We start from the raw sequence: 17,171 nt of genomic DNA, 5'->3' as shown, positions 1-17,171 counted from the left end.
CCATAACAATGGGACGAAGAACGCGCTCGCGGTGCCACCCAAATTAGTCAATCGCATGATCGACTCTCTCAGATCCGCCGATAACGGTGCGGTACCGGAATGCTTGGAGAGCCTGGAACGGCAACGGAATTGCCGTCAAACTCTGTACGCAACGCCTCCGAGTTGGATGCTCATCATCGGCCTGTGTGCTTATTGCTCGTTAGTATAGCAGAGCCATACTCACGATGCAAGGGGCAGTCATCAATGACTGCTTGAAAATTACAGAACGGAAGAAATAAGCTCTTTGTCGAGCACTTCACGCTCAAATGCTTCTACATACTTAGTCATGCAGTTGCAATAGTAATCTCTTCTGCAGATTGGGCAAGGAACCGTAAGAAGACGGTTAACGCCAATCAGCTTCCAATCCGGTTTCTTCGTGAAGATCAATCGGCATTGCGTGTTATCGGACATCGTAACGACAAAATGATATAGTCCATCTGCTACATTAATGTCTGCAGCTGCAAAATCTTTAATTTTCATATTGAATTTCATAATCAATCTCCTGTTTTGTAGATTTGAAAATTCCTTGTAAGCTTATTAAATTTGCGGGTGAATGTCAATTCATTTATATAGTTTACCCATGTGGGAACTGCGCGAAACGTGAACTTTGGTCTATTCTCGCAATTCAAAGCCTATCTAGCGCGAAAGAAAGAGCAGCCCCCGAAGTCGGGGGCTGCTGTTCAAGCGAATCTTAAGCACCCGTTTGCATCGCAAGCGACTGCTGCATCTCGAATTGCGTCATATACAGCTTCTTATAGAGGCCGTTTTGACTCATTAGTTCATCATGTGAGCCTTGCTCGGAAATACGGCCATCCTTGACGACGAGAATGATATCGGCATCGCGGATCGTAGATAACCTATGCGCGATAATAAACGCCGTACGACCTTCGAGCATCGTGTGAAGCGCGGCTTGAATGTGCTGCTCCGTCTCTGTATCTACACTCGAGGTAGCCTCATCCAGAATCAGAATGCGCGGATCTGACAGCAGCACCCGCCCGAAGGCAAGCAGCTGGCGCTGACCGACGGACAGTTTCGAACCGCGTTCCTCCACCTGTGTCTGATAACCGTCTGCATATTGGGAGACAAACTTGTCGATGCGTACATTCTCGGCTGCGCGGCGCAGCGCCTCATCGGATGCATCCTCGTTGCCGTAGCGCAGATTCTCTTCTATGGTTCCGGAGAAGATGAAGGAATCCTGCAGCACGATGCCCATCTGACGTCGCAGCGATTCCAATGTAACATCCTTGACCTCTTGACCATCGATCAGTATCCGGCCTCCGGTTGTATCATAGAAACGCATGAGCAGATTGACGATCGTACTCTTCCCTGCACCGGTCGGACCCACAAGCGCAACACGCTGACCCGGCTTAATATGAAGATTAATATCCTTGAGCACGTCCGGTTTATCCGCTTCATAGCGAAATGCTACATTCTCGAATATAACCTCGCCCTGGATCGTCTTCATCGATTTCGCATTGGCGCGATCCTTCACTTCCGGCTCCGAATCCAGAATCTCGAAGATGCGCTCAGCCGAAGCCATGGCGGACAGCACCTGGCTATACACTTTGGATAGCGCGCTAAGCGGTCCCCAGAAACGCCACAAGTAATTGATGAAGGCCATAATAAAGCCCAGTGTCAACTCTTTATCCATAACAGCTTGCGCACCGAACCATAACACGACGCAGGTTCCGATCATCCCGATCATCTCAACGGATGGGAAGACGATGGATTCCAGCGTCACAGCCCGCATGAACGCATTCTTGTTGCGTGCATTCAGCTTCTCAAACCTCTTGTTGTTCTCGGATTGGCGAGAGAACGCTTGAATGACGCGAATGCCTTGAAGCGTCTCATTCAAATTGCCGTTGATCGCGGACATCGTTTTGCGTGAACGCGACCAGGAGCCTTCGATTTTGGATTGCATTTGGCCGAAAACCAAGTACAGCAGCGGCAAAGTAATGAAGGATAATAATGCCAGCTTCCAGTCCATCCAGAGCAGAATGACTACGATCCCGATTAGATGTGTAAACTCCATGACAAGCGTAATCAATCCACCATTAATGAGCTCACCGATTGAGTTCGTATCATTCGTGATGCGGGACATGATTTTCCCGGCAGGTCTGCCATCGAAGAAGCGGAACGATAAGGATTGCAAATGATTGAACAGCTGCTGACGCAGATCAAACAAAATCCGTTGCCCGGTAAAGTTGATGAATCTGGTGTGCAGGTAGCCAAACAGCCACCCCGCTACCCTAATCCCCAGCAGCGTTAGACCGACCATATTAATCAAGAAGAAATCTTGTTTCAAGATCCCTTCGTCAATGATGTATCTTAGCAGCAGTGGCTCTGCGAGACTGAGACCCATATTGAATAGGACAATAATGAGGACGATGGTAAGGACTTTGCGATAAGGGAGTACATAGCGGAACAATCGCTTCATGTACTCCCGGTTAAACGGCTTCTCTTCTAAATCTTCGTCGGAATCCCATTCGACTTGACTCATAGAGGTTTCCCTCCTTTATGGCGTTAATCATATTTTTTATGCCATTAATTGAACGATTATCTGGCTGCGGCAGCCTCTTGCATCTGGAACAGATTCCGGAAGAACCCTTCCTGCTCGAACAGCTCTTTATGCGTTCCCTGCTGCACGATCTTGCCTCCGTCAAGCACGACTATGCGATCTGCCCGTTTCACAGAGGATAGTCGCTGCGCGATGATGAACGTCGTGCGTCCCTTCATGACCTCCAGCAGCTCCTCGTGAATCGCGGATTCCGTAGCCGTATCGACGCTTGCCGTTGCTTCATCCAGCACAAGAATCGGCGGATCCATTAGAATCGCGCGTGCCAGTGCGACACGCTGACGCTGCCCGCCGGACAGCCCGACCCCACGTTCGCCGATGATCGTGTCATAGCCATGCGGCAAGGTGTCGATAAAGGCATGAATCTGAGCTTTGCGTGATGCCCATTCAATCTGCTCCTGCGTCGCTTCCGGCACGCCATATGCGATGTTCTCCCGAATTGTCGCGGAGAACAGGAACGTTTCCTGCGGTACGATACCGATTTTGCGGCGGAGTCCTTCAAGCTCATAGTCACGGACATCGACGCCGTCAATCAACAGTCGACCTTGGCTGACATCGTAGAATCGCGACATCAGCGCGATCAAGCTGCTCTTGCCGGAGCCTGTTGCGCCAAGCACGGCGACGACTTCCCCCTGCTTCACGCCAAGCGAGATATCCTCCAGAATACCGGCGTCTTGCTCCGGATCTTGATCGGCGAAGTGGAAGGAGACGCCTTCAAAGCTGACATTCCCTTCTATGCGATCCGTATCCGCCTTAGCGCCTGTCTCCGAGCTGATATCTACCGGAGTATCCAGCACTTCAAACACGCGTGGCGCAGCTTTGATTGCCTGCTGCATAATGTTGATTTGCCAGCCGAGCATGTTAAGCGGCCAGATAATTCCCCATGTGTACCACTGGAACGCCATGAATGTACCCAGTGTCATGTGCCCTTTGGCCACGAAATACGCCCCGACCCACACCATTGTCAGAAAGACGAGACCTCCATAGAAGTTCATGAGCGGGAACGATTTGGCCTCGAGCTTCGCCCGGTCCATATTCGTTTCGAAGTTCTGATCGTTGCGTTCCTCGAACTTGGATTGTTCAACATGCTCACGAGCGAATGCTTTAACAACACGAATTCCTGAGATATTCTCTTGCAAGGTTGTCGTCAGCTTACCCATTTGCTCTCTAATCTGACCCCAAGCCGGACCAACCCTTTTGTTAAACTGATAAAGTGCCAGCAGCAGCAGCGGAACGCTAGCCATACAGAGCAGCGTAACCCGCCACTCTATGAACGCCATGAAGACGATCGTACCGACAAAGGTCATCACCCCGGTGAACATCGCCATCGCGCCGAAACCGATGAAGTTCTTCACGGATTCGATATCCCCTGTCATGCGCGACATCAGCTGTCCGGTCTGGGCTTTATCGTAATAGCTGAAGGACAACCGCTGAAGATGATTATAGAGCTGCTCCCTAAGCGTATAGACGACATTCTGCCCGACAAGCTCTTGCGCTCGGCCTTGGATGAACATGGCGATACTTTTCACGACTTGAATGCCTGCCAGACCTAATATCAATGCAAGAATCAGCTTCACATTGCTATTGGCGATCCCTTCGTCGAAGATCAGCTTCAGCATCCATGGCGCGATCAGATCGATCGCAGTTCCGAGCACCATCATCACAAGCGAGATGACGACCCAGCTCGTGCTCGGGCGCAAATAACGCAATAAGCGAACCAAATTTTTCATTGATGTATTCCCCCTTTAAACAGAACATGCGCAGCTTCCTTGACGGCAACAAAAAAGGAGACCCCGAGCCGCATGGCTCAAGATCTCCTTATACACAGACGGGTACACAGCTATTTAAGGCTGCAGTCTGTGAAAGAAGTCGGGCCGATGGACTCGATAAAACGCTTCATTGTGCACGTCAATAAAAATGTTTACCATATCCATCGCCCTCCTTTCATCGTTTTCCGTTAATTGGAACAACCAAATCTTAACATCACTTCCGGCAGTGCGCAAGAGGCTCTCGAGAATTTTATTTTCAACCTAAAATGGTCTAAAATGACCTATTCGAGGTCATGCTTCCTTAAACAACAGGCTACAAATCGCTCGTAGGCTCGAAATCCGCAGCCGTAATTCCTTGTTCCACCGCGAATTCAAAATCCTCTATATCGTACACCTGGACAGGCACCTCAGCCTCCAGAAGCTTATCTTGAAATTCGAATTGATCCGACAGCAAAGGCACGCTCAGCTTGATCGAAGTTAACAGCAGCTCGGTCTCAATCGGGTCAAAATATTCGCCGTAGTGCGCGTTATCCACCGCATGCACGATGGTAAATTGAATCCTATCATCGAGCAGCAGAGGCGAACTCTGGCGCCAAGGCATCTGAAGCGCACGCTCGATCTTCTTCTTGTTGAACGGGTCTTCGAAGAATGCGATAAGCTCTCCGATTTTGGCTTTCACATGCGCATCGTCCTCGGGATCATCCATCACAGGGTCTGTGCCTGCTTGCATATCGTAGAGTTCCATAATTGTCGAATAAGGCAAGACAAAATCGACCGGCCGGCTTGGTACGAGCAAATGACCATAGGTTGCTACCATTACGGCTTCAATGACAAATCGCCGTCGCATTCTATCTCCCCCTTGTGATAGGGAGTTTGACTTTAGTCAAACTCTCTCTGTTAATGTAATAGGGAGTTTGACTTCAGTCAAACTCTCTTTGATAAGTGTTAGCTTATTATACAACATAACCTTTCACGTACACAGAGCTAAATGCTTGTTTTACAGGAAGCAACTGTTTGGAAGCTGTGCTAAAATAAGACTGGTCCCTGCCCTAATGTTAAATGTGTATTGGAGTTGATCCCGAACTTATGCATAACGAACAAGTAATCATCGTCGGCGCCGGTCCATGCGGACTAGCCGCAGCTATTGAATTGCAGGCAATAGGCATCGATCCGCTCATGATCGAGAAGCGCAATGTCGTTCATTCGATATCGCAATACCCAACCTATATGCACTTCTTCAGCTCCCCGGAGCTGCTCGAAATCGCCGGCATTCCGTTCACGACAGCCAACGAGAAGCCTTCTCGCATTGAAGCGCTCAACTACTACCGCAGCGTAGCTCTGCGGCGTGAGGTGCGCATACATGCCTATGAGGCTGTCACGTCGATTCATCCGCAGCAGGATGGCAGCTTCGTGCTGGAGAGTTCGAATCGTCATGGCGAGTTAAACACGTATCGCGCCAAAGCCGTCATTATCGCAACCGGATACTTCGATCACCCAAATGAGCTTGGTATTCCCGGCGAGAAGTCCGATAAAGTGACACATTTCTTCCGAGAAGCCCATCCGTATACGGGCATGCAGGTCGCCATCATCGGCGGCAGCAATTCGGCGATCGATGCGGCTCTGGAGCTGGAGCGAGTTGGCGCGAAGGTAACCGTCGTGTACCGTGGCGAACACTATTCTTCGAGCATCAAGCCATGGGTTCGTCCGATCTTCGAGAGCCTCGTCTCGAAAGGCCGTATCCAGATGCGATTCGCTTCCCGCGTTGTTGCCATCCATTCGCGAAGCGTCACGATCGAAAGTGAAGGCGGTGTTGACGAGCTGCCGAACGACTTCGTGCTGGCCTTGACCGGTTTCCATCCGGATCGCGCATTCCTTGCCTCCTTCGGCGTAACGATGGAGGAAGAAGGTTATCCGACCTTTAACGACGAAACGATGGAGAGCAATGTACCGGGTATTTATTTGGCCGGCGTTGTCGCTTCTCGGCGGGAAGCCAATGAAATCTTTATCGAATCCGGTCGGTTCCATGGGCGGAAGATCGCCGCACATCTCGTACGTACCGGTGCTCTAATGCTATAGACACCATCGCGGCGAATAAGAAAACTTAAAGAGGCTTTGTATCCCGAATCGAGCAATCGCGCATTCGGAAGATTCAAAGCCTCTTTGGTATTCTCATAGACTCACGATCGGCTGCACTCCGTCCTTATCGATGCCTTGGAAGGTCATCACTGTCGCAATCTTCTGCAGCCGGATATATTCATTATGAAGCAGTTCCGTTCGGAAATACGCAAACATATAGACGGCTTCGATGAAGGTTAATGCAGGATATACGGTAATGTTCTGATTGCTAAACGGATTATCGAGCAGCACCTGCCACTCCCCGCTTCGCTGGTCCTCCGGTATGGATTCGAATACATGCCGCTTGGTCCGAATAATGCCTGCGAACTCACGCCAAACGTACGTCCATGAAGGGCTTGTCCGGCCGGGCTCGGGTACTGCCAGTTGACCGCGTCGCAGCAGTTCTAACGCAAACCCCACTTCCTCATCGGTAAATGTACGCAAATACTGTCTAAAGTCATCCAGAAATCGTCTTATTGCAGTGAATCCTTCCGTTCTGAGCGTCAGGCCGAACGCTTCTATTTCCACATCGGAGCCCAGCCCCTTGATCTGTTGAAAATAGGATTGATCCGTCACATTCATTCGCCTCTTACCCTCCTACACGTACGCTATGACTTCAGCAGCCTGATAGTCCCATCTTGCTCCAGCACTATTCTTCTGGTCGGATTGTTGTTCAGCTTCACATTAAACAGCTTCAACCGCTCTTCCTTCACTTCAAGAAGTTCCCATTCTGAGTAGGGTTGGGCGAAATCCCTCTCCATCAGGGCATGTTCTGTCAGCTGTTCAGCCACATCAATATCCTCCCACCAGAGAGCGCCATAGTATGCAAAATCATACACATTTCTCAACATTCCACATGCGATCTCTCCGGTTATGCGATGACGCAATACGATGGGCATTGTGATTCAGCTCTCCTTCTAACGGGCATAGTGTGGGCCATAATGAAAGGCGCGGCCGCTTATTCGCCGCCGCGCCTTCACAGATGCTACAAGTACATATTCTCGTGTTTCGCTTTCAAGCGAAGCCAGCGGCGTTCCACTTCATCCTCGAACGCTTTGAGCGCTTCGGCATATTCCGGACGCGTCATATGTTTGGTTTTCCCCATATTCTTCAGCCAGTCGCCAAGCGGGATCCGTTTGCCCTTCTCTTCCGGGTTATACGTAATCGTCGTGACGCCTTCTTCAACCTCATACATCGGGAAGAAACAGGTGTTCACCGCTTCGTCGATTAAGGTCTGACCGATTTTCTCCTCCGAGAGCCAGTTCAGCGGACAAGAAATGAGAATTTTCCCATACACAAGGCCGACATTCTGCGCATAATATTGCGCCTTGGCCGCTTTACGGAGCAAATCCTGCGGCAGCGATTCCGAGCCTGTGAACACATACGAAATATTGGTTGCCGCCATAATTTGCGCCGTATCCTTATGATGGAACAGCTTGCCGCCTTGATGTTTGCCTACGTTGGAAGTTGAAGTACGATGACCAAGCGGTGTTGAATACGACATCTGCGCGCCGGTATTCATATAACCCTCGTTATCGTACTCGAGAATGATCATCTTATGGTTACGCAGCGCGCTTCCGATTGCCGGCCCCATACCGATGTCCATCCCGCCGTCGCCTGTAATCATGACGAAGGTGAAATCATCCTTCAAGCCATATTGTTCAAGTTCGCCGCGGCGTTTGCGTTCCCAGAACATCTCAACCACACCGGAAAGCGTTGCAGCACCATTCTGGAACAAGTTATGAATATAGGTTGCTTTATGCGAAGAGTACGGGAATCCGGTCGTAACAACCATCGCGCAGCCGGTTTGGTAGAGGGCGACAATATCGCCTTCGATGCCCTTGAAGAACAGCTCCAAGCCGGAGAAGATACCGCAGCCCGGACAAGCTCCATGACCCGGCGCAAGCCGTTTCGGCTTCTTCGTCAGCTGGCGAACCGGTGGAACTTTAACCTTCAGCTTGCCGGTAGCCTCATCGCGGTCAACCGTAATCAGTCCGGTCTTCAGGTCCTCATACTTAAGCGGCTCCAGCACACGCTTCGGTGCTTTCTCCGGATCGCCCGGTGTATGGCCCCAGTAATCGAACGGAACTTCGACTTTGCCCGATTGCGCTGCTTCAATCGCCAGCTCAAACAGGTGATGCCCGTCTTCGGCGTAGAAATCTTTGCCGCCCAGACCATAAATCCGACTGATGACGAGCGTATCCCGAACGCCTTGCGTAAACAGCGCCGCTTTAATTTCGTTCGTCATGTTGCCGCCATGACCGCCATAGGAGTCCGCGCGGTCACCGATCGTTACGGCTTTGACACCGCGCAGCGCCTCGGCGATTTCTTTGGCAGGGAATGGACGAATGATATTCGGCGCGATGGAGCCTGCTTTGATCCCTTTCGCGCGCAGCTGATCCACGACATCCTTGATGATTTCGGATGCAGAATTCATCAGGAATACCGCGACTTCAGCATCGTCCATCCGGTACTGATCGAGAATCGGATAGTCGCGGCCTGTCAATTCGGCATACTCTGTGCGGATGCGATCGAATACTTCTCCCGCGTTGTACATGGCCACCGACTGCTGGTAGCAGTTGTTGATATAATCCGGTTCATTCATGTAAGGACCGACGGTAACCGGATTGTTGCGGTCGAGCACATGTTTGAAGCCTTCCGGGGAATGTTCGCCAACGAAAGCATGTACATCGGCGCGATGTGCAAAAGTTTGGACGCGGCGTTTCTGATGCGAAGTAAAGTAGCCATCGGAAGCAACAAGAACAGGCAGGCGCACCTGCGGATCTTCAGCCAGCTTGAGCGCAATAATGTTCATGTCGTATACGGCTTGCGGATCGCGGCACATCAAGATCGGCCATCCGGTATTCAGCGCGAAATACAAATCGGAGTGGTCACCGTGAATATCGAGCGGTCCGGAGACGGAACGGCAGACGAGATTCATCACCATCGGGAAGCGCGTGCCGGATTGAACCGGCATTTGCTCCAGCATATATAAATATCCATTGGAGCTGGTTGCATTAAAAACGCGGCCCCCGGCTGCGGACGCGCCATAGCAAATCCCTGCAGAGCCGTGCTCGCCGTCCGCGGGAATCAGTTTAATGTCATGCTGCCCGTTCGCTTTCATCAGATCGAGAAACTGGGCAACCTCGGTAGAAGGTGAAATCGGAAAGTACCCCATAACGTGATAATTGATTTGATGCGCGGCATACGCAGCCATCTCGTTACCTGACTCATAGACCATACGCTGCTCTACTTTACCTCTGCTCACTTCTTTGTTGATTTCAATGGCCATGTTATCGCTCCTCTCTTCCGTGCAAACCTACACGACTTTAATTCGCTTTTGCCCAATCGAACTTATGTGGCACTCGGTTTTGTTCGCCGTAACCGTCCGTCTCACGTTCAGAAGCGAGCGCTTCGGTCGGACAAGCCACAACGCATTTCAAGCAACCCTTGCAATATTGATAATCGATCCCCTGCAGAAACATTTGCGGTCGGCCCTTCTTATCCGGCTGTTCCTCCCATACGAAGCAGAAGTCCGGACACGCGGTGTCGCAAGCTGCGCAATGGATACATTTCTCATCGTCAAAATGCGGCATCATGCCTTGTCTTGAAATACTGATATCCTTCAGCACGCTGTTCCCGGGATTGATGATCATCCCGCCCATCGGCTGCGTCTCGTAGCCGAGCGATGGAACATCCCACCGAGTTGGCTGCGGCATGCTCTCGCCTTCGGCAAGCGCATACGTCTGGAACTTCACTTCATCATATCCGCGCTGAAACGTTCTCAGTGCCGGCTCGACAGCCTGCGGATATTTCTTCTCCAGCGACTTTCGGATTATTCCTTTCATATGCTCAAAATCCAGGAAGGTGCAGAGTCGGAATAGACCCCCAAGCATCGCCATGTTCACGCGATTGTTCTCCTCGAGCGAAATGCTTGTAGCATCAACAACAGCAAGTGTACCAGCGGACAAGTTCATTTTCTGCTTCAATTCATCGGTTGTTTTACTAGAATTGACTAACACCACGCTGTCTTCATAAATCCCACTGATGACATTCACGGTCTTAGACATATTCTCGTGAAACACCCCAACGATATGAGGGCGCTCTACCGGTGTAGTATCGCGGATATTCGTCTCCATATCACAGAAACGAATGTGCGCCTTTACCGGCGAGCCCTTCTTCTCTGATCCGTAAGAGGAGAAACTGACCCCATTGAAACCGCTTCCAACTACGCCTGCTTCAGCTAACATCTTTCCGGCCAAGTTAGCGCCCAATCCGCCTATTGATTCCAATCGAATTTCAAAGAATCCAAGATCATTCTGTTTTGGAAGTACCGCCACTTGCTCCACTCCCTCCGAATTAACTGAATACTTATATAATTCACAACTATCAGTATATCACCACGAGGAAGTGGCGAATAGCGTTTATTTCCAAAACAGGAGTGTTCAAACAGTAATACAGGCGAATGTCCGCTATGCTGTTCTAGTACAGCTTGTCCGATTTCAATAAACAAAGCTAGCACAGCAGCTGTTCATTTCCGACATGGACAGCCTTGCATGCTCGAATTATGGCCTCGAATTACGACGTTGATAGTGACGCAATTCCTTCCAGCCGATTTGTTTGATTCCCTCGTAATGCATCACTTCTTGTACTTCTTTATCACGAAAAATATCCATTTCCATCCCGCGCTTTAGCGGCTCCGAGTGAAACGCGGTCAGCTCGTCAGTTACAAGCGCCGGGTGCAGGATCAGTTCGGATACGCCAGGCTTTAACCGTTTCAGCAATGCAATCATTTGCGACTTGAACTGTGCATACGTTTCACCCGGCTTTGAATGAAACGGCAGCGCTACGAGATAGTCCAGCACGACGACTCCGCGTCGATCAGCTTCAGCAGCATGTTTAAGCGCCTGCAAGGCCAGCTCCGGAGGCGCCGGCGCACCCGATTCCAGCTGCAGGAACCGAGGAAGTCGGAAAGGCAGCCCATATCCTGCACACACATCAAACACTTCCGCCAGCAAATGTCTGCCCGTCTGCAATCCATATAAGCTTCCCATATGGTTATCCGCGTGAGTCACGTTAACGCCCATCTGCAGCGCCATCTCCACTTGAGCGATTAGCTCCTGCTTCACCTGCTCCCCATCAGCTCTGCGCTCGAACGATTTGGAATCCCGATGAAAATACCCTTCACCCGTCACTAGCGATTCCGTTGATCCGCCGCGGTAAACCGGTCCCCACTTCATCAAATCCCATTCACTTGTCAGGGTGAAATGGACGCCGACATCCAAGAGCGAATGGCTTGCACTCCATACTGCAGCTTCTCTTGCCCAGGCGCAAGGCATCATAATCGTAGAGGATGAAACAATCCCGCCTTCAAGAAGCTTCTGAATTCCTTTATTGCTCGAGTGACACAAGCCGTAATCATCCGCATTAATAATTAACAAGCGATCACTCGGTCCGTAACCCAGCAGCTCTGCCGTACTCTTCATATGCATGCCTCCCCGCCTTGCTTCAGCATGAATGCTTCCGGTCCACCGAAATTGCACATGTTCATGTTATCTATATGAATAAAACAAGGCCGATCATTCTCCACAGCGGAGATAGATCGGCCTTACATGTCCTTGCAGTTTAATTCAACTGACGACGGAACACCTTCATTAGCTCTTCATGCCAGCTATCGACCCAATGACAAACGAATGCAGCGCGTTCGATCTGATCACGCCAGACTTCGTCTGAATCCAATCCCTCGTATAACCTGCCGGCAAAATGAAGCCAAACATCGATCATCCGAAGCTTAACTAACGCAGGCAGCATCAGCACTTCTTCCTCCGTCAGCTTCGCCGCCCTACCATAGCCGCTGCAAAATAACTGTATGCGCCTGATGGCTTCTACATGGTCTTCACTTGGAAACTCGGCTAATGCAACAGCCAGCTCCATCACTCTTACATCGATCGCGCAAAATTCAAAGTCCAGCAGACCCTTTATCCGTTCACCTTCTGCTACTGCGTTGGTGAATACAATATCACCATGAATCCATTGCTGCGGCAAGCTCTTTATCCGATCTTTTAACAAAGTTAATTGTTCTCGTTCACATAGAAGTCCCTCCAGCCTCTCTCTGCTGTTTAAGAGGCATTCTGAGCGCTCACTCAGCCCCATTAGAACTTCTGTCGACATGGAGCCATGTGTTTCTTCCAGCTCGTAGTAAGGTTTATATTGGGGACCTATTTCCCCATTTACAGATTGCGCCAATGCCTGTGAGAGCTCTCCAGCCGCATTACCTAATCCAAGCAGATGTGAATCGAGCTCTGGCGTCGGCCTATTCCCGTTAATAAACCGATATAATGCCGCCAGCTTGCCATTCGAGCCGATTGTAATCGTACTGTTTAAGTGATTATGTACCGGCAGAGGCACTTCAAAGGATAGCTTCTGTCTCTGAAGCTCATCCAGAATCGCATGCTCAGTACGAATAAGCGCTTCGTCACGGTGGTTCTCGTATATACGGAGCACGAACTTCTCTGCACCGGAGTAAACCATGCGAGTCGTATTGTTCATTCCGCTCTCTTCTTGTACGAGCTTCCGATTCGGATCAAGCCGATATGCATTCAAGTATTCGGCAAATTCGCCCTCATTGATTTGACCCATGTCAGCTGTTGCCTCCCGTTGGTTACCTTCCCAATCCCCGCTGCTGTTACATCTTATTTCTTCACCTGTCGCAAACCCCGTTTTTCGGCCTTCAGTTTCTCCAGCCTGCCGGTAAGTGTTTGCTGCCAACTCGCCGACAGCTCCGCAATGGCAAGCAATGCAAGCATACCTGCCTTGTCCTGTTTATCGATATGCATCACTCGGTTCGCTTCTGCAATCGTAATCGCAGCCGGATGCCTGCTCGTCAGTAGCAGCTTGTCCCCCAGCTTTACATGACCTTCAGTAAGCACGCGCAAGTAGAACCCGGTATAACCGTTCATCTGCACCTCATGTGCAAGCTCAGGCAATTGATGCTTCATCCCGAGCTTGTAGCAGGGCTGTCTCGGCTGGCTGACTTGGACCACGGTATCGCCTACGCTCCAAATATCTCCGATACACACTTCAAGCTCCGTCAGTGCGGATACGGTGAAATTTTCGCCAAAAGCACCTGGGAGAACCTCGCGCTGCCAGCGGTCTTTCCAATAAGGGAAATGTTCGGCCGGATACACGCAAACGGCTTTATCTGCTCCGCCATGAAAAACAAGATCACCTTGCCCATCACCGTTCAGCCCGGTACGAGTGAGATAAATAGGCTGTGTTCCGATCGGTTCCTTATTGATGCCCGTGCTTATATCTTTCTTCCCGAATTGTACGGTTTCCGGCAGACCCGTATTAATCGAGATCAGTGTTCCTAGCTCCATCCCTGCTCCTCCTTCATCAACTACGGTATATTACAACGAATTATACGCCGAAATATGGAAGCCAAGCAATCTTTAATGCCGTTAACAGTAGCGATTTTGACATGTTTTCCCCTATTCGATCAGCTTGTTACAGAACGTGTCGAAAGCGCACTTTTCGTGTTGTTTCATGCGCTTCCCCGGGAAATATTCACGAGCATTTGGGGAAATATTTTCCGATGACAGGTTTATTATTTCCCCATGCTCTTGGCTGTATTTTATAAGATCGAAGGTTGATTTCTAATGTTGCGGGAATTTTCTTTCAATTCTGATACATTCATCGATGGACCTTCGGCTGAACCGAATGGAGCCAACAACCTTGAACGGCAGCTTCTTCAGCAATGCGCGGTATTTCCACTCGATTAGTAAGCCGCCGATCAACACTGCGAAAGCCAAGTAGAGAAGGAGGACAGAATCCATAAATGCGAATGCGGCAGCTGCACTTATCGAAAGCCAGCTGAGCGCGATCGCATCCACATACATCCCATACGCACCGAGATTCCACGGCCCCTTAAGCTTCGCAAGATTCCTATTCGTTATTTCCCCATACAGCTTAGCTCCAATGGGTAATGCCAGTGCAATATGCAGCGCTCCTACACTTAATAAGATCAGCTGTAGAAGAGTGTGTTGCGGAGTCATTGCGCCTGCAGACAACGATTTGAGCACCAATGAGAATACGCCTGCACCTATAGATACGGCAAGCACCGCACGAAGTGGCGTTCGATAGAGCACTGAAACGGCCGAAAGTCTGCCTGAGTAAGGCGCGGCTTCATCTCTCGCCATAGCAAATAACGTACGTGAAGCTGCTGCCATTGAAGCATTCCCATTCATCCACACAAACGAAACGATAAGCAGCAGTAGGATCGCGTTGCTTAGCGCTCCCCATTTGGTCCATAGAGTGACGAACCAAGCACTTATGTCCGAATAGGAGGTCAGCCCCTCACTCCCAACCGGAAACCACATAAACAGAAGCACGAATAATATAAATCCGAATAAACCAAGCATTACCGATGAGAAGAAGATTGACCACGGAACGATAATACGAGGGTCCCTCGTTTCTTCTGCCATCTGCCCTGCAAAGTCGCTGCCCAGAAAGAGCCGCTGCAGCATGAGCATCCCGATTACCATCACTGGTTGACTATCGCCGACAGTAGCGCCTGCGATTGGGTCATTACCAGCCAACATTTGAAACGGATAGCTAGCCGGCCATGCTGCAGCAACGAAGAAAAGAATGATTGTAAACCATAACAACAGCTGCAGTCCGCTAGAAATGCCCGCGATTTTACCCAAGGAGTGAACCCCTCTTATATTCAGAAGAGCTTGCGTGAGAAACAGCACAATTAGGAGCACATAATACAACTCCCCGCCGCCTGCATACCCCAACCGCTGCTCCATCACGTTATAGATCCAATCTGCCAGAAGCAGATTCGTCGTTACCAGCATGAAGATCGTGCCTAGAAAATGCAGCCAGCCCGACCATAAGCCCATTCGTCGTCCGCCGGCCGATAACGCCCAATGATAGCAGCCGCCTGCAGTAGGAACGGCAGAAGCAAGTGCCGCAAGCGAGCTTGCCGTTACGATGCCGAAGCAGGTGAGGATTGGCCAACCGATGCCGATTACCGCAGGGCCGCCTGCAGCTAAGGCAGGACCCATAAACAGGACCGCTCCGCCGATAAACGATAAGGATGTAAAGGACAGCCCAAACAAAGATAAACCGCCGATATGCCGAGTAAGCTGCTGTGCGAATCCGATTCCGTTCAGATCATGCTTATCCTGCATATATCGCACATAGGGCGAGTAGTGATGCAAGGATTGGTGCAAGGACCGCTTAGCGCCGCGTTCCGCCGTCCGTGCGAGGAATAGGGAGAGACCACATGCGCATACGAAAATCAAACAACCTGCCCACAGCAAAAACAATGTCTCCACCCCCATACTTGACTCTATGAGCGAGACAATCCCAACAGCACAACTAAAAAATCCGCCTGCATTGTAGCTGCCAGAACGGATTGGACCTTGCATGATTATTCGATTGGAGATGGGTTATGCTCAACTTTTCAATCCTATTTCCTCAAGCTGTTCAACACATGACACTTTACTTGCTCGATATCAAACGGCTTGGTGAAAAACGATTGCACGCCCAGCTGTTTGGCTGCCTCCATTTTGAGCGGATCTCCGAATGCAGTTATCATCGCGACCTGCACATGTTCGTTCCATTGACGAATCCCTTGCAGCGCTTCTATTCCGTCCATATCCGGCATCTTCAGATCAAGCAATATGAAGTCAATCTCCGTTGAACGAACGGTATCAATCGCAGCAGCACCATTGATCGCCTCATAGACAGTCAAACCTTCAAGCTCGAACAATTCTCGCAGCAGCATACGGATTGCCGCTTGGTCGTCAATGATGAGAATACTGAAATTCGCCAAGTTATCACTTGTATCCGTCTCTTCATCGACTGTCCGTTTACGCTCTGCTGAAGCTTGCTGAGTATTGAAATGGTGCTTTTGGCTTTGATGGTCGCAGTCAATGACGGGTTTATTATTCTCGTGCTGTCTTCGTCTGATCAATGTGAAAGTCAGAATAAAGCATATTGGCAGCAATATGAGAACATAAATCATAAGGATCTCCTCTAGTACAGTTAATTGTTCACATCCATACGGCCAAGTGGACCGTTCGGATTAATGATATCGCTTAGGTCATAGACGGAAATCGGAAAGTACGGAAACCCGAATGCATAAGGAGTAAGCTCATACAACGCAAAATAGATGACAAGCGCGCGATCTGCGATATAGAACGGTTGATCCGGCCGAATGGCGTTGAACGGCTCTAAAGTGGCGATTTGTCTCTCATCGATTTGAGCCTTGATGATATCTGACAGCCTGCCGACATAATTACTGCCTGGTTTGAAAAGCTCCGACAGCGTGTATGACTTGCCTGTGCCTGTATCGAACGTAAGCGACTCCTGAAGCGTTAGCCCATGAGCCCCGCCTGTAAAGGCGTAATTAAACAACGATAAGCTTAGAATGTCCTTCTCGTTCGTCTTGATCTCGAAATACCCTTGCATATCGGCGCGCGGATCCTCAAGAGAGCCTTGATTTTGCACAAGCTCGCTTACCGTTCTGCGTATTTTTCCGTTAATTGAATTGCGTGCCGCTGTGTTGTGAAGTCCGCTTACGACCGGAACCCATAGCTCGGCTTTCGGGAACGTGACGCGGGAGGCATGAATAACGGCCGGAAACTGAAATGCCATGATGGAAC

The 17,171-nt window shown here is 50.2% G+C and carries 15 protein-coding genes; 1 reads left to right on the top strand and 14 read right to left on the bottom strand.

From position 1 onward, the window contains the following. Window positions 1–258: 258 nt before the first annotated feature. From AC0YN4_RS01110 to AC0YN4_RS01095, 4 genes are all read right to left on the bottom strand, one after another. The gene (locus AC0YN4_RS01110; protein WP_210658353.1) at window positions 259–531 is read right to left on the bottom strand and encodes a hypothetical protein; all 273 of its coding nucleotides are present in this window, start codon (window positions 529–531) and stop codon (window positions 259–261) included. Window positions 532–730: 199 nt separating this feature from the next. Next, complete coding sequence (locus AC0YN4_RS01105) at window positions 731–2,539, bottom strand: ABC transporter ATP-binding protein (RefSeq protein WP_475780631.1); 1,809 nt, start codon at window positions 2,537–2,539, stop codon at window positions 731–733. 56 nt (window positions 2,540–2,595) lie between these two features. Continuing rightward, window positions 2,596–4,344 (bottom strand): ABC transporter ATP-binding protein, encoded by a 1,749-nt coding sequence (locus AC0YN4_RS01100; RefSeq protein WP_475834892.1) that lies wholly within the window; start codon window positions 4,342–4,344, stop codon window positions 2,596–2,598. 352 nt (window positions 4,345–4,696) lie between these two features. Further along, complete coding sequence (locus AC0YN4_RS01095) at window positions 4,697–5,230, bottom strand: ADP-heptose synthase (protein ID WP_090985453.1); 534 nt, start codon at window positions 5,228–5,230, stop codon at window positions 4,697–4,699. Window positions 5,231–5,469: 239 nt separating this feature from the next. Between AC0YN4_RS01095 and AC0YN4_RS01090 the strand changes: the two genes are divergently transcribed. Further along, window positions 5,470–6,459, top strand: a complete 990-nt coding sequence (locus AC0YN4_RS01090) for a YpdA family putative bacillithiol disulfide reductase (RefSeq protein WP_475834891.1) — start codon at window positions 5,470–5,472, stop codon at window positions 6,457–6,459. Between the two features lie 93 nt (window positions 6,460–6,552). On the opposite strand, the gene AC0YN4_RS01085 is transcribed toward AC0YN4_RS01090, so the two are convergent. From AC0YN4_RS01085 to AC0YN4_RS01040, 10 genes are all read right to left on the bottom strand, one after another. Next, entirely contained in the window at window positions 6,553–7,080 is a 528-nt protein-coding gene (locus AC0YN4_RS01085) for a hypothetical protein (protein ID WP_475780628.1), read from the bottom strand. 26 nt (window positions 7,081–7,106) lie between these two features. Next, window positions 7,107–7,397, bottom strand: a complete 291-nt coding sequence (locus AC0YN4_RS01080; RefSeq protein ID WP_475834890.1) for a hypothetical protein — start codon at window positions 7,395–7,397, stop codon at window positions 7,107–7,109. Window positions 7,398–7,483: 86 nt separating this feature from the next. Further along, the gene (locus AC0YN4_RS01075) at window positions 7,484–9,790 is read right to left on the bottom strand and encodes a thiamine pyrophosphate-dependent enzyme (protein WP_475780626.1); all 2,307 of its coding nucleotides are present in this window, start codon (window positions 9,788–9,790) and stop codon (window positions 7,484–7,486) included. A gap of 37 nt (window positions 9,791–9,827) precedes the next feature. After that, window positions 9,828–10,838, bottom strand: a complete 1,011-nt coding sequence (locus AC0YN4_RS01070) for a 2-oxoacid:acceptor oxidoreductase family protein (RefSeq protein ID WP_475780625.1) — start codon at window positions 10,836–10,838, stop codon at window positions 9,828–9,830. Between the two features lie 225 nt (window positions 10,839–11,063). Continuing rightward, the gene (locus AC0YN4_RS01065) at window positions 11,064–11,984 is read right to left on the bottom strand and encodes a polysaccharide deacetylase family protein (protein WP_475780624.1); all 921 of its coding nucleotides are present in this window, start codon (window positions 11,982–11,984) and stop codon (window positions 11,064–11,066) included. 139 nt (window positions 11,985–12,123) lie between these two features. Continuing rightward, window positions 12,124–13,137 carry a phosphotransferase gene (locus tag AC0YN4_RS01060; protein ID WP_475834889.1) on the bottom strand — a complete coding sequence of 338 codons (1,014 nt, stop codon included), beginning with the start codon at window positions 13,135–13,137 and terminating at the stop codon, window positions 12,124–12,126. Window positions 13,138–13,190: 53 nt separating this feature from the next. Continuing rightward, complete coding sequence (locus AC0YN4_RS01055; protein WP_475834888.1) at window positions 13,191–13,877, bottom strand: MOSC domain-containing protein; 687 nt, start codon at window positions 13,875–13,877, stop codon at window positions 13,191–13,193. Between the two features lie 276 nt (window positions 13,878–14,153). Then, complete coding sequence (locus tag AC0YN4_RS01050) at window positions 14,154–15,839, bottom strand: amino acid permease (protein ID WP_475834887.1); 1,686 nt, start codon at window positions 15,837–15,839, stop codon at window positions 14,154–14,156. A 134-nt stretch (window positions 15,840–15,973) separates the two neighbouring features. Further along, window positions 15,974–16,480, bottom strand: a complete 507-nt coding sequence (locus AC0YN4_RS01045; protein ID WP_475834886.1) for a response regulator — start codon at window positions 16,478–16,480, stop codon at window positions 15,974–15,976. Window positions 16,481–16,551: 71 nt separating this feature from the next. Further along, window positions 16,552–17,163, bottom strand: coding sequence for a DUF3298 and DUF4163 domain-containing protein (locus AC0YN4_RS01040; RefSeq protein WP_475780619.1), 612 nt, complete (start codon window positions 17,161–17,163; stop codon window positions 16,552–16,554). Window positions 17,164–17,171: the final 8 nt, after the last annotated feature.

This window comes from Paenibacillus sp. J22R3 (assembly GCF_056269305.1).
The sequence above is the reverse complement of the archived record's forward strand: the minus strand, read 5'-3'. Positions and strand labels throughout refer to the sequence as shown.

Excerpts from the sequence above, each read along its gene's own strand:
- AC0YN4_RS01040 (WP_475780619.1), bottom strand. The coding sequence starts at position 17,163 with ATGGCATTTCAGTTTCCGGCCGTTATTCATGCCTCCCGCGTCACGTTC.
- AC0YN4_RS01095 (WP_090985453.1), bottom strand. The coding sequence starts at position 5,230 with ATGCGACGGCGATTTGTCATTGAAGCCGTAATGGTAGCAACCTATGGT.
- AC0YN4_RS01090 (WP_475834891.1), top strand. The coding sequence starts at position 5,470 with ATGCATAACGAACAAGTAATCATCGTCGGCGCCGGTCCATGCGGACTA.
- AC0YN4_RS01075 (WP_475780626.1), bottom strand. The coding sequence starts at position 9,790 with ATGGCCATTGAAATCAACAAAGAAGTGAGCAGAGGTAAAGTAGAGCAG.
- AC0YN4_RS01110 (WP_210658353.1), bottom strand. The coding sequence starts at position 531 with ATGAAATTCAATATGAAAATTAAAGATTTTGCAGCTGCAGACATTAAT.
- AC0YN4_RS01105 (WP_475780631.1), bottom strand. The coding sequence starts at position 2,539 with ATGAGTCAAGTCGAATGGGATTCCGACGAAGATTTAGAAGAGAAGCCG.
- AC0YN4_RS01085 (WP_475780628.1), bottom strand. The coding sequence starts at position 7,080 with ATGAATGTGACGGATCAATCCTATTTTCAACAGATCAAGGGGCTGGGC.
- AC0YN4_RS01055 (WP_475834888.1), bottom strand. The coding sequence starts at position 13,877 with ATGGAGCTAGGAACACTGATCTCGATTAATACGGGTCTGCCGGAAACC.
- AC0YN4_RS01060 (WP_475834889.1), bottom strand. The coding sequence starts at position 13,137 with ATGGGTCAAATCAATGAGGGCGAATTTGCCGAATACTTGAATGCATAT.
- AC0YN4_RS01065 (WP_475780624.1), bottom strand. The coding sequence starts at position 11,984 with ATGAAGAGTACGGCAGAGCTGCTGGGTTACGGACCGAGTGATCGCTTG.
- AC0YN4_RS01080 (WP_475834890.1), bottom strand. The coding sequence starts at position 7,397 with ATGCCCATCGTATTGCGTCATCGCATAACCGGAGAGATCGCATGTGGA.
- AC0YN4_RS01100 (WP_475834892.1), bottom strand. The coding sequence starts at position 4,344 with ATGAAAAATTTGGTTCGCTTATTGCGTTATTTGCGCCCGAGCACGAGC.